Genomic DNA, 13656 nt, shown 5'->3' with positions numbered 1-13656 from the left:
AGCGCGCGGCTGCAGGCGCGGCGCGCCCGTCTTGCGCTACCCTGGGGCCCCACCGCCAGAGGAGAGCTGCCTGATGATGACGTTCAGCCCTGATCCGCGCCTCGCTGAGCAGCAGATGCACGCCATCATCTATTACCTCACGGGGTTCGGGTACATCGACGGCGAGCTCGATCCGACCGAGAAATCGTTCATCCGCGGCCACATCCAGGAGCTCGTCCAGCAGCGCGCGCGCGACGCCCTCGGCGACGAGGCCCAGGCGAACCAGGACGTCATCGCGCGGTGGACCAAGCACTTCCACGAGGTGTTCTCCGAGATCGACCACCAGATCCAGGGCCTCTTCACCGAGAGCGTCTCCGACGGCGAGGACCCCAAGGACTTCGTCCTCGCGAAGATCAAGCTCCGCTGCTTCGAGCTCCTCGACGGCTTCGACGACGACAACCGCGAGGCGCTGCTCGCCACCGTCGACGGGCTCATGCTCGCCGACGGCGTCATCCACCCGAGCGAGCAGAAGTTCCGCGACGAGCTCTCCGCGCTGCTCGCGCTCGCGGTCGAGATCGACGACCTGGAGATCGAGCCCATCGAGCAGGGCGCGGTGGTGATCGATCCGGCCACGCGCAAGCAGGCGCGCGAGCTCGATCACCCGTTCTTCAAGGCGTTCGAGTGGGACTACGCGACCGATCCGGCCACGTTCGCGGAGCAGGCCAAGGTCGATCTCGACCTGATGCGCCGGTTCGAGGAGAAGCTCGCCGAGCAGCGCGCGCGCGGCGCGGGCCGGCTCGACGGCGCGGTGGACCTCGCGAGCTTCGCCGGGCAGGCGCCGTTCCTCGACGGCCACGTCTACGTCGCCTCGCCCGACCCCGCGCACGAGGTCGAGCTCCTCGTGGTCGGGGATCTGCACGGCTGCTACTCGTGCCTCAAGGCGGCGCTGATGCAGGCAGATTTCTTCGCCAAGCTGCAGGCGTACCGCGAGGACCCGGCGCACAACCCGCGGATCATGCTGGTGTTCCTGGGCGACTACATCGATCGCGGCAGGTTCAGCTACAACGGCATCCTGCGCACGGTGATGCAGCTCTTCCTCGCCGCGCCCGACAACGTCTTCGTCCTGCGCGGCAACCACGAGTACTACGTCGAGCTGAACGGCCGCGTGCTCGCGCCGGTGCGGCCCTCCGAGGCGATGAGCTCGCTCGCGGCCATCGCCCCGAACGAGGTGTTCGCCGCGTACATGCGCCTCTTCGAGGCGCTCCCCAACATGCTGGTCTTCGACCGCATCCTCTTCGTCCACGCGGGCATCCCCCGCGACGACACCCTCGCCACCCGGTGGCAGTCGGTGTCCTCGCTCAACGACCCCGAGATCCGGTTCCAGATGCTCTGGAGCGACCCGAGCGAGGTCGACGCCATCCCCGCGGAGCTCCAGAAGTCCACCGCCCGCTTCCCCTTCGGCAAGCGGCAGTTCAAGAGCTTCATGCAGAAGCTCGGCTGCACCACCCTGATCCGCGGCCACGAGCGCATCCAGGAGGGGTTCCGCGTGGTCTACGACGACCCCGACGGCGTGCTCCTCACGCTGTTCTCCGCGGGCGGGAGGACGAACGACGACCTGCCGTTGACCAGCAACTACCGCGAGGTCACCCCGATGGCCCTCACCATCCGTTACAAGGGGGGAGTCAGTCAGCTCACGCCCTTCGTGATCGAATACGAGCGGTACAACGACCCGAAGTACAACGCGTTCTTCCGGGAGCAGCTCCCGTCGCTCGAGATCAGCGTCTGACGAGCGAGGCGGCCGCCGCGCGACGGGCGCCGCGCCTCGACGATGTCGTCGCGGTGCGCCACGTCGCCTGGCACGCCGCGGCCTGGCATGCCATCGCATGCGTATGAATACCCTACGATCGATAGCCTTCTTCTCGGGCGGTCGAGGGCGCGCCGGTTGCAATGTCTCTGGATTGCGGCGGCGCTCCTCCCTCGGCCTTGGCTTGCTTACCTCTCTCCTGCTCGCCGCGGGCTGCAGCGGCGCGGACGCGGGCGGCGACGGCGGCGACGGCGGCGCGGGCGGCGGCGGCCCGGTCGCCGGCAGCGGCGGCGGCGGCCCGGTCACGAGCAGCGGCGCCGGCGGCGAATTGCCGAACCGCTGTTCGCTGCCGCAGGACCCCGGGCCCTGCGACGCGGCGATGCCGCGCTACTGGCACGACCCCAGCTCCGGCGTGTGCGTTCCGTTCACCTATGGCGGTTGCGAGGGCAACGAGAACCGCTTCGAGTCGCTCGAGGCGTGCCAGGAGGCCTGTCAGGGCAACGTCCCGGACATGGCCGCCTGCGCCGCGCCGGGCGATTGCGTCCTCGCCTCGCCGCGCTGCTGCGCCGCCTGCAACCCGAACGCCGTCCATGACTTCGTCGCCGTCCACCGCGACATGGCGACCGATTTCTGGAACACCCTCGGGTGCGGCGGGGGCGTGGCGTGCGCGCCGTGCCAGGACGTCAGCGAGGCCGAGAGCACCGGCCAGTACTTCGCCGCCGCGTGCGAGGCCGGGCGCTGCGTCGTCCTCGACGTGCGCGAATCCCCGCTGACGGAGTGCACGCAAGACGCGGACTGCGCGCTGCGCGACGGCGTCGGGTGCTGCGAGGAGTGCAGCGGGAAAGGCATCGTCGCGCTCAACCAGAGCGCGGACATCGAGTCCATCGTCTGCCCCGAGGGCTTCGGCGCGTGCCCCCCCTGCGCGCCCGTGTACCCGGAGGGCATGACCGCGGTGTGCCTGGAGGGCAGGTGTCAGCCGAAGCTGTCCTCGCCGTGAACGCCGGCGTCCCCGCCCTGCGCCATCAGGCGCAGCTTCATGCATTGTAGATACGGCTCTCCCCGGTACCCACCACGGCGCCTCCCGCGCGCAGCGCGTCATGAGCGCGCCGGGCATTCGCGCTGAACGAAGTCCAGAAAGCGCACGGGAAATGCCGTTCGCGCGGTCGCCGCGCGTTGACCCTGGACGGCTGCGCCCGATAGCCTGGGCCTTGAAGCTCTTGTAGATTCTTACATCTTCGACCTCTTCACGAAGGGAGCTGCCCGTGAATCGACGCACCCCGAGGATGCTGCTCGTGGCCCTCGCGCTCTCCAGCGCGGCCGCGTGCTCGGGCTCGAATGGAGACGGCGGGACCGGCGCGGGTGGTGGCGGGACCGGCGCCGGCGATGGCGGATCCGGCGCCGGCGTCCAGTGCGCGCCGGGCGTCACCGCGCCCGGACCGACCCCGCGCCTGACGCGGCTGACGCACGCGCAATACGACAACTCGATCCGGGACCTCTTCGGCAAGGACATGAAGGCCTCGGCGTCGTTCCTCGCGGATCCGGCGTTCGAGGGGTTCGACAACAACGCGAAGGGGCTCGTCGTGTCCGACCGGCTCGCCCGCGATTACCGGCGCGCCGCCGAGGCCATCGCGGCGGACGTCGTGGTCGACCAGGCCGTGCTCGGCGACATCCTGCCGTGCGCCCCGGAGGGCGACGGCGCCGCGTGCGCCCGGCAGCTCATCCGGGAGCTCGGCAAGCGCGTCTACCGGAGGCCGCTGTCGGCCGAGCAGGAGGCGGCGTACGTCGCGGCCTACGCGCGCGGCGATGGCCTGTTCGAGTCGGGCACGCCGTTCGAGCAGGGCGTCCGCCACGTCATCGAGGCGATGCTCCAGTCGCCGCATTTCCTCTACCGCGTCGAGCTCAGCGAGGAGCTCGACGGCGAGCAGATCATCCCGCTCGACGGCTACGAGGTCGCGACCCGGCTCTCGTACCTGCTCTGGAACAGCCTGCCCGACGACGCGCTCCTCGCGGCGGCGGAGCGCGGCGCGCTGGGCTCGCCCGAGGGGATCGAGGCCGAGGCGCGGCGCATGGTCGACGATCCCAAGGCGGTGAGCGCGCTCGACGACTTCCACCGCCAGTGGCTGCACATGAGCCGCTACGCGGATCTCTCGAAGGATCCGGCGCTCTACGAGGGCTTCGACGCCAGCGTGTCCTCGGCGATGCTGGCCGAGACGCAGGCGTTCATCCGGCACGTCATCCTGGAGATGGAGGGCGACTACCGGACGCTGATGACCGCGCCCGTCGGGTTCGTGAACGACAAGCTCGCCCCGATCTACGGCGTGGAGGGGTCGTTCACGAGCGAGCTCGTCGAGACGCCGCTCGACCCGGCGTCGCGCGCGGGGCTCCTCACGCAGGCCGGCTTCCTCGCCTCGCACGCGTTCGCGAGGGAGACCTCGCCGATCCACCGCGGCGTGTTCATCCAGCGCCAGATCCTCTGCGCGGACCTGCCGGACCCGCCGGCGAACATCAACACGGAGCTGCCGCCCAAGCAGGGCGAGATCCGGACGACGCGGGATCAGGTGGAGGCGCACACGTCGCCGAAGGCGTGCAGCTCGTGCCACGGGTTGATCAACCCGCCGGGCTTCGCGTTCGAGCACTACGACGCGGTCGGGCGGTACCGCGAGGACGAGCGTGGCGAGCCGATCGACGCGAGCGGCACGATGGCGGTCGGGGAAGCCGAGATCCGCTTCGACGGCGCCGTCGACCTCGCGAAGCAGCTCGCGGAGAGCCCTGTCGCAGAGCGGTGTTATCTGACGAACTGGTACCGTTACGGCAACGCCCGCCAGCTCTCGCGCGAGGACGCGTGCACGATCGACGACCTCGACGCGAAGCTCGGCGCGTCCGGGTACAACATCAAGGAGCTGCTCGTCGCGCTCACCCAGACGAAGACGTTCAGGTATCGCGCTGTGGAAGAGGTGGACCAATGAATCGCAGAACGTTCTTGCGGGGCGCGTGCGGGGTGATGCTCGGCCTGCCGTTCCTCGAGTCGCTGCGCGCTCGCGACGCCAAGGCCGGGCCGGAGGCCGCGCCGCGCCGGTTCATCGCGTTCTTCATGTGCAACGGCGTGAACATGGGCCGGTTCTTCCCGAGCACGCGGTACGGCGCCCTGACGGACGCCTCGTTCGGCGCGGATCGCGCGATTGCGCCGCTCGCCTCGTACCGCGACAAGCTCCTGATCCCGCGGGGCATTCACATGGCGCCGCGCGGCTTCGGGTGGGATCCGAGCGCGGGCGACGATCACGCGAAGGGGATCGGCTGCAAGCTCACGGCGCAGCCGCTCGTCCAGGGCAGCCAGTACGCCGCGGGGATCTCGCTCGACCAGTTCATCGCGAACAAGCTCAACCCGCCGGGCACGCCCGCGCTCACGCTGATGGTCGGGGCGCGGGTCCCCAACGTGCGCGGGCACATCTCGTACAGCGGCAGCGAGCAGCCCGTCTCCGGCGAGAACAACCCGTGGCTCGCGTACCAGGACCTGATCGGCGTGACGAACGTCGAGGAGGAGGCGCTCGAGCGGCTGACCAAGCGGCGCCAGAGCGTGCTCGACCTGGTCGGGGCCGAGTACGAGGGCCTGCTCAAGAAGAAGCTCAGCAAGGCGGACCGCGACAAGCTCGAGATGCACTTCCAGACGGTGCGCGACCTCGAGGTGGGCATGGGCAACGCCGGGCTCATCCCGCGCGAGCTCCCGCCGGCGCGGGCCGCGGAGATCGAGGCGGTCGACCCGGCGACGGTGTCGTTCGACGCCGAGTTCAAGAAGATCGGCCGGATGCAGATGGACATCCTCGCGCTGGCGATCGCGACCCGCGCGACGCGCTCGGCGACGCTGCAGTGGGGCGCGGGCGCGTACGGGCCCATCTTCAAGTGGGATGGGATGAACCACGAGTACAACCACCACAAGCTCTCTCACGGCAACACGAGGGACGACGACACCGGGAGCGTCGTGGACGGCTACGAGGAGATGCTCTTCGACATCGATCGCTGGTTCATCGGCGAGTATGTCTATCTGCTCGACCGGCTCGCGGGCTACGACGAGGGCGGGACGTCCGTGCTCGACAACAGCGCCGTCGTGTTCATGAACGAGCTCTCCAACGGCAAGATCCACGATTTCCGCGATTTGCCGTACATCATCGCGGGGGGCTGCGGCGGCTACTTCAAGACGGGGCAGTACATCAAGGTGACGCGGCAGCAGAACACGCTTCAGGACGAGGACGCGCCTCACAACAAGCTGCTCACGACGCTCGCGAACGCGGTCGGCTGCACCGAGGAGGGCGGCGGGCCGATCGAGAACTTCGGCGCGTTCGGCGAGCCGGGCGAGTTCGACGAGCTCAAGGCCTGATCGGCGCGGCCAGGGCGCGGCGCGCTCACGTTCACGCGCGCCGCGCCGCGTGGCACACGCCCTGCACACGGGCTTCGTCTTTAAAAGGAGCGCTGCCTTTTATGACGAAGCGACCTTCTCGACGGGCATTTGTACAGACCGTGGGCGCGGGCCTCGCGCTCAGCGCCTGTGGAGGAAGCGCGCAGGTGGGGCAAAACGCCGCATCTGCGGGCGGGGGCTCTCAGGAGCCGCCGCAGGGGCCGGCGCCTGGCGCGCCCGGGGAGAAGGACGTCGAGCTGCCGGCCGGCGGGGTGATGCCGACGAGGCCGCTCGGGCGGACCGGCGTGAACGTCAGCCTCCTCGGGCTCGGCGGGTACCACATGGCGATCCCGGACGACGAGCAGGAGAGCCTCCGGATCGTCCGCTTCGCGATCGATCACGGGGTCACCTTCCTCGACAACTGCTGGGATTACCACGACGGCAAGAGCGAGGAGCGGATGGGCAAGGCGCTCCAGGACGGCTATCGACAGAAGGTCTTCTTGATGACCAAGCTCGACGGCCGCGACCGCGCTTCCGCCGAGGCGCAGCTCGAGCAGTCGCTGCGTCGGCTGCGCACCGACGTCATCGATCTCGTTCAGATGCACGAGATCATCCGGATGAGCGATCCCGAGAAGATCTTCGGGCCTGGCGGCGCGATGGAGGCGCTCGTGGCCGCGAAGAAGGCCGGCAAGATCCGGTTCATCGGCTTCACGGGCCACAAGGACCCGGACATCCACCTCGCCATGCTGAAGATGGCGGAGCGGCAGGGCGTCCCGCTCGACACCGTGCAGATGCCGCTCAACGTCATGGATCCGCATTACCGGAGCTTCGAGAAGAACGTCCTCCCGGCGCTGACGCAGCAGGGCATCGGGGTGCTGGGGATGAAGCCGTTCGCCAGCGGGGAGATCGCGAAGACCGGGGCGGTGTCGCCGATGGACTGCCTGCACTATCCCATGAGCCTGCCGACGTCGGTGGTGATCACCGGCTGCGACTCGATGGGCATCCTCAAGCAGGCGATCAAGGCGGCGTACACGTTCCAGCCGCTCAGCAGCCAGCGCGTCTCGGAGATCCTCGCGCGCACGGCCCCGCTCGGGGCGAAGGGGGAGCACGAGCAGTTCAAGACCACCGAGCGATTCGATGGAACGACCAAGAACCCCCACTGGATGACGTCGTCGAAGATCTGATCGGCGCGGGGGGCTGGTACCCGCGTCGCCGAGGTCGGATCTCCTTCCCTGGATGCACGAGAGGACTCGCCGAACCGCCCGGCCGCCGAATGCGCTGCTGACGCAATATGTCAGATCCGGCTATCGGTCGTACCCCTGCGAGATGTCGTCAGCGCCGCCCGTCCACGACGAGCGCTCCGGTCTGAACATAGCGCTCATAGACGGCACGCAGCTCCGCGTCGTTGAGCCGCCGCTCGAAGCCGTCGATGACGGTGAGCCCAGTCTCCTTGTCGCGGTGGGCGTTCGCCTGGAACTCCTCCCAGCTCATATCGGTGTTTTCGTTCGGCGTGGATTCTTCAGCCTCGGAGTCGGACGAAGAGGAGGGCTCCTCGCCGCCGCAACCGGCGAGCGCGAGCACCACCAGGGGCGCGCAGAGGAGGACAGACAGGGAGCGCCCGATGCGGCTCCTGGACAGACGCCCCGAAGACGAGCCTCGATTCATTGGAACACCTTTCTCGGTCAGGCCACACGTTGTTCGCGATCAGCCGAATCTCGCCAGCGGCGATTCGACATCCAGCGCCGCCAGCATTGAGCATGATGACACAGGAATCGAGAAACATGGAAGTCCCAAGCGGGAGCCGCGGCGCGCGTTGTCCGCCGCGCCGCAGCGTCGCCGCCGGGGGGTCGCGGTCATGGCGGCGACTGCGCCGTCTGAGCCAAGAGGATAACGAAAAGCTCGCGCCCCACCTGCCACGGGTCGTGTGGAGTGAACCAATCCGGCGCGCCTCGACTACCTCGGCCCCATCACCGCGAGCGGCGGAGCGCGCCGCGCCGCTGCGCTGCTCGCCGGAAGCCCGTGCGGTGAGGGCAGTGCTCAAAATTGAACATGAAGGCGGGAAGGCGGGAAGAAAAGATCAATGATCTTCCTGTCTTCCCGCCTTCATGTGAACTCTATCCGGTCAAATTCGAGCACCACCGCGGCGATCGCGGGGGCGGAGCGCAGGCTCGGGCGCTCAGTAACCCCCCTGCTTGTCGACCACGTTCACGAGCGGCTCGCCCCGCACATAGCGCTGCAGGTTCGAGAGGAAGAGCTCCCCGAGGTGCTGGTAATAGCCCGGATGGGCGCCGGAGTAGTGCGGCGTGATGATCACGTTGGGGAGCTTCCAGAGCGGGTGCTCGGCGGGCAGCGGCTCCGGCTCCGTCACGTCGAGCCCCGCCCCCGCCAGGTGGCCGGAGCGCAGCGCCTCGACGAGCGCGTCGGTCTGCACCGTCGCGCCGCGACCGACGTTGACGAGGAACGCGCCGCGCGGCAGCGTCGCGAGCTCGCGCCGCCCGATCCAGCCGCGCGTCTTCGCCGTCAGGGGGAGGATGTTCACCAGCAGCTCGGACTGGGCGAGGAACGCCTCCAGGTCGTCCGGGCCGTACACCTCGGCGACGTGCTCGACGGGCTCCTTCGTGCGCTTCAGGCCGATGACCCGCACGCCGAAGGCGGGCCCGATGCTCGCGATCGAGCGGGAGCAGGGGTAAGCGTGGCTGTGCGCGTGGAGCTCGAGCTGCGGGGAGCGAGCGCGGTGCGGTGACGCTCTCCGCTTCGTGTCGTTCAGAAGCCGAAGGTCGGATCCTTCTCGGGGGCACCCTTGCTGGAGGGCGCGGCCGGAGAGGGTCGCTTGGCGGGGGGGCGCGCCGGCTTGAGGGGGGCCTTCCCGGCGCCGGAGGGGGGGCCGGCCGAGGAGGTGGGGGCTGGGGCGGAGTCGACGGCAGCCGGGGAGGGGTCCGCGGCGGCCGGGGAGGGGTCCGCGGCGGCCGGGGAGGGGTCCGCGGCGGCCGGAGACGATGACGCCGCAGCGGCGGGAAGTGCGCTCGCGGTGGGAGGCGGAGGGGAGGGCTCTTCCGGCACGCGGTCCGGAGGCGCGGCGGCTTCTGTGGCGCCGAGCGGGGGCGCGGCCGCCGGCGTGGCGGGCTCGTTTGGAGCAGGCGAGCGGAGCAGGACGACGGCGGCGACCCCTACGCCGACCGTCAGCACGCTGGCGGCCACGGCGAGCAACGCCCGCGATGACGGGGGGCGGCGGTCTGGCTGCGGGGGCAGGGCGCCTCCCACGGCCTCCAGCGTGCCGCTCGCCGTCAACGTGCCGCCCGGGCCTGGGATGCCGCCGGGAACCCGCATTCGGTCCGCGACCACCGTTCCGCCTGCCACCAGCGTGCCGCCGGGGACCATGGCGTCATCGAGGGCCACCGTGCCGCCCGAGCCCGGGGCGCCGCCCGAGCCGGGAGTGCCGCCAGAGCCCGGCGCGCCGCCGTGAGCCGCCGCGCCGCCGTGAGCCGCCGCGCCGCCGTGAGCCGCCGCGCCGCCGTGAGCCGCCGCGCCGCCGTGAGCCGCCGCGCCGCCATGAGCCACCGCGCCGCCGTGAGCCGCCGCGCCGCCGTGAGCCGCCGCGCCGCCGTAAGCCGGCGGCCCGCCGTGAGCCAGCGCGCCGCCGTAAACCGGCGCGCCGCCCTGGGCCGGCAGGCCACCCTCGGCCAGCAGGCCGCCGCGAGCCGGCGCGCCGCCCTGAGCCAGCGCCTCGGCGGAGTCCAGCGAGTCGCGCGAATCCGGGACCGCCGCGCGCTGCACGGCCGAGGCGAACGCGCGGGCGAGCTCGCTCGCGCTCTGGAAGCGCTCGCCGGGCTCGCGCTTGAGCGCGCGCTCCAGGAACCGATCCAGCTCGGGCCAGAGATCCGGCGCGAGCTGCGAGGCGACCGGGATGTCGCCCGTGCAGATCTCCACGAGCACGTCGCCGAGCTCCTCGCCGGGGAAGGGCAGCTGGCCCGTGAGGCATTGAAAGATGATCACCCCGAGCGACCAGAGATCGCTGCGGTGGTCGACCGTCTTGCTCCGGCGCACCTGCTCCGGGCTCATGTAGTGCGGCGAGCCGATGAGCGTTCCGGTCTTCGTCGCGTCGGCGGCCAGCCCGGTGCCGGTCGTCTTGGCGACCCCGAAGTCGAGGATCTTGACGATCTCGTCGCCCTGGCGCGCGAGGAAGATGTTCGCCGGCTTGAGATCGCGGTGGATGAGGCCCACCTCGTGCGCGCGGCGGAGGGCCTTGCAGACCTGGCTCACGATGCCGAGCAGCTCGGCCGGCGCGACGCGCCCGCGGCGCACGAGGTACGCGGCGAGGTCCTCGCCCTCGAGGAGCTCCATCGCGAGGTAGGGCGTGTCGCCCTCGAGCCCATAGTCGTAGACGTGGACCACGTTGGGCGTCCGGAGCTGGGCGGACGCCTTCGCCTCGCGCTCGAACCGCGCCCGCGCGACCGGGGAGTCGGCGTGCTGCGGCATCATGAACTTGATCGCGACCTCGACCTCCAGCTGGAGGTGCCGGGCCACCCAGAGCAGGCCCATGGCGCCGCCCGCCAGCGGCCGCTCCAGGCGATACTTCCCACCGACGACGCTCCCCGCTTCAAGCGACAGCATGCGTTCGAGCCTTCTGCGTCCCCGTGTCCTTGGGTTCGGGCCTTCGGGCTCTAGCAGAGGCGGGGCCCACTGTCGCGGTACTTACAGCTGCCGGCATCTCGAGCCATCATGCCATGGGCGCGGCGACGGGACGAAGACCGAGCGCGAGCGGTCGCTGTCGCATCTTCTCCTCCGTGCCGCGGTAGCTCTCTCCCATGCCGCGGTAGCTTTCTGCGCCGTAGGCTCGTCGCTACCGCGTGCCTCCCGCCGCCGCACGCTCCCCGCCGCCGCACCCCGCGGAAGAGTCCGTCCAGTCGGAAGCACCTGCGCGCGTCCTCGGTCCCGCCCGGAGGCGTCTTTCCGGCGTCCGGTACTAAGCTGCGCGCGGCATGGTCGACGCTTCCCCGATCACCGCCGTGCTGGGCCCGACCAACACCGGCAAGACCCACCGCGCCATCGAGCGCATGCTCGCGCACGACTCGGGCATGATCGGCCTGCCGCTGCGGCTGCTCGCGCGCGAGGTCTACGATCGGGTGACCACCCGGGTCGGCGAGGCCCGCGTCGCGCTCGTGACCGGCGAGGAGAAGCGCGTCCCGAGGCGCCCGGACTACTGGGTGTGCACCGTCGAGGCGATGCCCGTCGACCTGGAGGTCGACTTCCTCGCCATCGACGAGATCCAGCTCGCCGCGCACGATCAGCGCGGCCACGTGTTCACCGAGCGGCTGCTCCTCTCGCGCGGCCGGCGCGAGACCTGGTTCCTCGGCGCCGACACGATGCGGCCCCTCATGGCCGAGCTCGTGCCCACCGCCAAGCTCGTCCAGCACCCGCGGCTCTCGCGGCTCGCCAGCGCCGGCGCCGGCAAGCTCTCGCGGCTGCCCCCGCGCAGCGCCGTGGTCGCGTTCTCGACCCCCCAGGTCTACGAGATCGCCGAGCGCCTGCGCGCGCAGCGCGGCGGCGCCGCGGTCGTGCTCGGCGCGCTCTCGCCCCGCACGCGCAACGCGCAGGTCGCCCTCTTCCAGTCCGGCGAGGTCGACTACCTCGTCGCCACCGACGCGATCGGCATGGGCCTCAACCTCGACGTGCGCCACGTGGCGTTCGCGGCGCTGCGCAAGTTCGACGGCCGCGCCGTGCGCGACCTCGACCCCGCCGAGCTCGCGCAGATCGCCGGCCGCGCGGGCAGGCACCTCGCCGACGGCACCTTCGGCACCGTCGCGCCGCTGTCGCTCCCCGACGGCGTCGCGGCCGCCATCGAGGCGCACCGCTTTCCCCCCGTGCGGCGGCTGCTCTGGCGCAACAGCGAGCTCGACTGGAGCTCGATCGACGCGCTCCTCGCGTCGCTGCGGGAGCGCCCGCGCTCCCGCAGCCTGAAGCTCGTCGACGACGCCGAGGACACCGCCGCCCTGATGCGGCTCGCCGAGGACCCGGAGGTGCGCGCCCGCGCGCGGGGTCGCGAAGCGGTGGCGCTGCTCTGGGAGGTCTGCCGCATCCCGGATTTTCGCAAGCTCCTGTTCGAGTCGCACGTCGCGCTCCTCGCCGAGATCTACGGCCAGCTCTCGGGCTCGAGCGCGGCGCTCGACACCGACTGGATGGCCGCCCGGGTGGCCGAGATCGACGACGTGGGCGGCGACATCGACACGCTGATCACGCGGATCGCGTCGATCAGGACGTGGACCTACATCTCGAACCACGGCCGCTGGGTCCGCGACGCGGCGGCGTGGCAGGACCGGACGCGGGCGATCGAGGACCGGCTCAGCGACGCGCTCCACGAGCGGCTCGTGCAGCGCTTCGTCGAGCGGGGCGGCGGCGCGCGGGCGTCGTCCGGCGCGCGCGCGGTCGCCCGCGGGGGCCAGCGCCGGGCCGAGGCCGAGCCGGAGCCGGTGGACCCGGGGCACCCGTTCGCGCGGATCGCGGCGCTCCGGGCCCTGCTCGCGCCCGGGCCCGCGGCGCCGGCGCCCGAGGACGACCGGGCGCGCTGGGTCGAGGCGATCGTGGGGGCGCCGCACGAGCGCTTCTCCGTGGACGCGGCCGGGCGGATCGCCCACGGCGAGCAGCCGCTCGGGCAGCTCGCGCGCGGCCCGACGCTGCTCCTGCCCGACGTGCGGCTCGCGGAGCTCGACGACCTCGGCGCCGGCGCGCGGTCGCGCGTCCTCCGGCGGCTCGTGGCGTTCGCGCGCGATCTGGTCGAGGAGCTCCTCGCGCCGCTGCGCTCGCCCGAGGTGCGCGCGCTGCCCGGCGCGGCGCGCGGGATCGTCTACCAGCTGGAGCAGGGGCTCGGGACGGCGGCGGCGCGCGACGCGGAGGAGCAGATCGCGGAGCTCGCGCCGGACGACCGCGCGCTGCTCAAGGCGCACGGCATCGAGGTGGGCGAGCGCGTGCTCTACGTGCAGCAGCTGCTCCGGCGCGGCGCGCTGGAGCGCCGCCTCTCGCTGTGCGCGGCCTGGTTCGGCCGGGGCCGCGTGCCCGCGTGCCCGGCGCCCGGCGCCGTGTCGGTGCCGGTCGCCCGGGGCGTGGATCCCAAGGCCTACGCGGCGATCGGCTACCCGGTGTTCGGGACGCGGGCGCTCCGCGCGGACGTGGCGGAGCGGGTGCACCGCGCGCTCGCGAGCGGCGAGCCGGCGGCGCGGCTCTCGAGCTGGATGGGGTGCTCGGCGCGGGAGGCGCCGCGCGTCGCGGCGTCGCTGCTCGGGTAGGCGTCGCGGCGTCGCGGCGCGGCCGGCTCCGCGGGTCAGAAATCCCGCCAGAAAAGCCGGTCGATGACGAGCGGTCGCCGAAATAGTGGCGATCGCCACCGCTTTCCAAATCTGCCGCACCTGGCGCCGCGCCCAACGGGGCCGGCCTCTGGTAGCCTCCGCCGCGCCGCCGACCGACCGGCGGAACGAACGGAGAAAGAGAC

General features: G+C 71.5%; 9 protein-coding genes. 6 read left to right on the top strand and 3 right to left on the bottom strand.

Annotated elements, in window-relative coordinates:
• Positions 1–73 precede the first annotated feature (73 nt).
• The 5 genes from WME98_RS15645 (at position 74) to WME98_RS15625 (ending at position 7357) form a co-directional block, all read left to right on the top strand.
• Complete coding sequence (locus tag WME98_RS15645) at positions 74–1765, top strand: metallophosphoesterase family protein (protein WP_437952007.1); 1692 nt, start codon at positions 74–76, stop codon at positions 1763–1765.
• A gap of 202 nt (positions 1766–1967) precedes the next feature.
• Positions 1968–2780, top strand: a complete 813-nt coding sequence (locus tag WME98_RS15640) for a BPTI/Kunitz domain-containing protein (RefSeq protein WP_437952006.1) — start codon at positions 1968–1970, stop codon at positions 2778–2780.
• Between the two features lie 265 nt (positions 2781–3045).
• Entirely contained in the window at positions 3046–4749 is a 1704-nt protein-coding gene (locus WME98_RS15635; protein ID WP_437952005.1) for a DUF1592 domain-containing protein, read from the top strand.
• Entirely contained in the window at positions 4746–6155 is a 1410-nt protein-coding gene (locus WME98_RS15630) for a DUF1552 domain-containing protein (RefSeq protein ID WP_437952004.1), read from the top strand. Before WME98_RS15635 ends, WME98_RS15630 begins: the two co-directional genes overlap by 4 nt.
• Positions 6156–6256: 101 nt before the next feature.
• A complete protein-coding gene (locus WME98_RS15625) occupies positions 6257–7357 on the top strand; it encodes an aldo/keto reductase (protein ID WP_437952003.1) in 1101 nt (366 codons plus the stop codon).
• 148 nt (positions 7358–7505) lie between these two features.
• Here the strand turns inward: WME98_RS15625 and WME98_RS15620 are convergent, their stop codons facing one another.
• The 3 genes from WME98_RS15620 to WME98_RS15610 form a co-directional block, all read right to left on the bottom strand.
• Positions 7506–7757: a hypothetical protein gene (locus WME98_RS15620; protein WP_437334005.1), complete on the bottom strand. Its 252-nt coding sequence runs from the start codon at positions 7755–7757 to the stop codon at positions 7506–7508.
• A gap of 592 nt (positions 7758–8349) precedes the next feature.
• Positions 8350–8817 (bottom strand): NAD(P)-dependent oxidoreductase, encoded by a 468-nt coding sequence (locus WME98_RS15615; protein ID WP_437952002.1) that lies wholly within the window; start codon positions 8815–8817, stop codon positions 8350–8352.
• 119 nt (positions 8818–8936) lie between these two features.
• Positions 8937–10784: a serine/threonine-protein kinase gene (locus tag WME98_RS15610; protein WP_437952001.1), complete on the bottom strand. Its 1848-nt coding sequence runs from the start codon at positions 10782–10784 to the stop codon at positions 8937–8939.
• 368 nt (positions 10785–11152) lie between these two features.
• Between WME98_RS15610 and WME98_RS15605 the strand changes: the two genes are divergently transcribed.
• A complete protein-coding gene (locus WME98_RS15605; RefSeq protein WP_437952000.1) occupies positions 11153–13453 on the top strand; it encodes a helicase-related protein in 2301 nt (766 codons plus the stop codon).
• Positions 13454–13656 lie beyond the last annotated feature (203 nt).

Origin of the sequence: Sorangium sp. So ce296 (genome assembly GCF_051529605.1) — a bacterium.
Classification (GTDB): Bacteria; Myxococcota_A; Polyangia; order Polyangiales; family Polyangiaceae; genus Sorangium; species Sorangium cellulosum_D.
The sequence above is the reverse complement of the archived record's forward strand: the minus strand, read 5'-3'. Positions and strand labels throughout refer to the sequence as shown.

Coding starts and splice junctions, on each gene's coding strand:
- WME98_RS15645 (WP_437952007.1), top strand. CDS start 74: ATGATGACGTTCAGCCCTGATCCGCGCCTCGCTGAGCAGCAGATGCAC.
- WME98_RS15630 (WP_437952004.1), top strand. CDS start 4,746: ATGAATCGCAGAACGTTCTTGCGGGGCGCGTGCGGGGTGATGCTCGGC.
- WME98_RS15625 (WP_437952003.1), top strand. CDS start 6,257: ATGACGAAGCGACCTTCTCGACGGGCATTTGTACAGACCGTGGGCGCG.
- WME98_RS15610 (WP_437952001.1), bottom strand. CDS start 10,784: ATGCTGTCGCTTGAAGCGGGGAGCGTCGTCGGTGGGAAGTATCGCCTG.
- WME98_RS15605 (WP_437952000.1), top strand. CDS start 11,153: ATGGTCGACGCTTCCCCGATCACCGCCGTGCTGGGCCCGACCAACACC.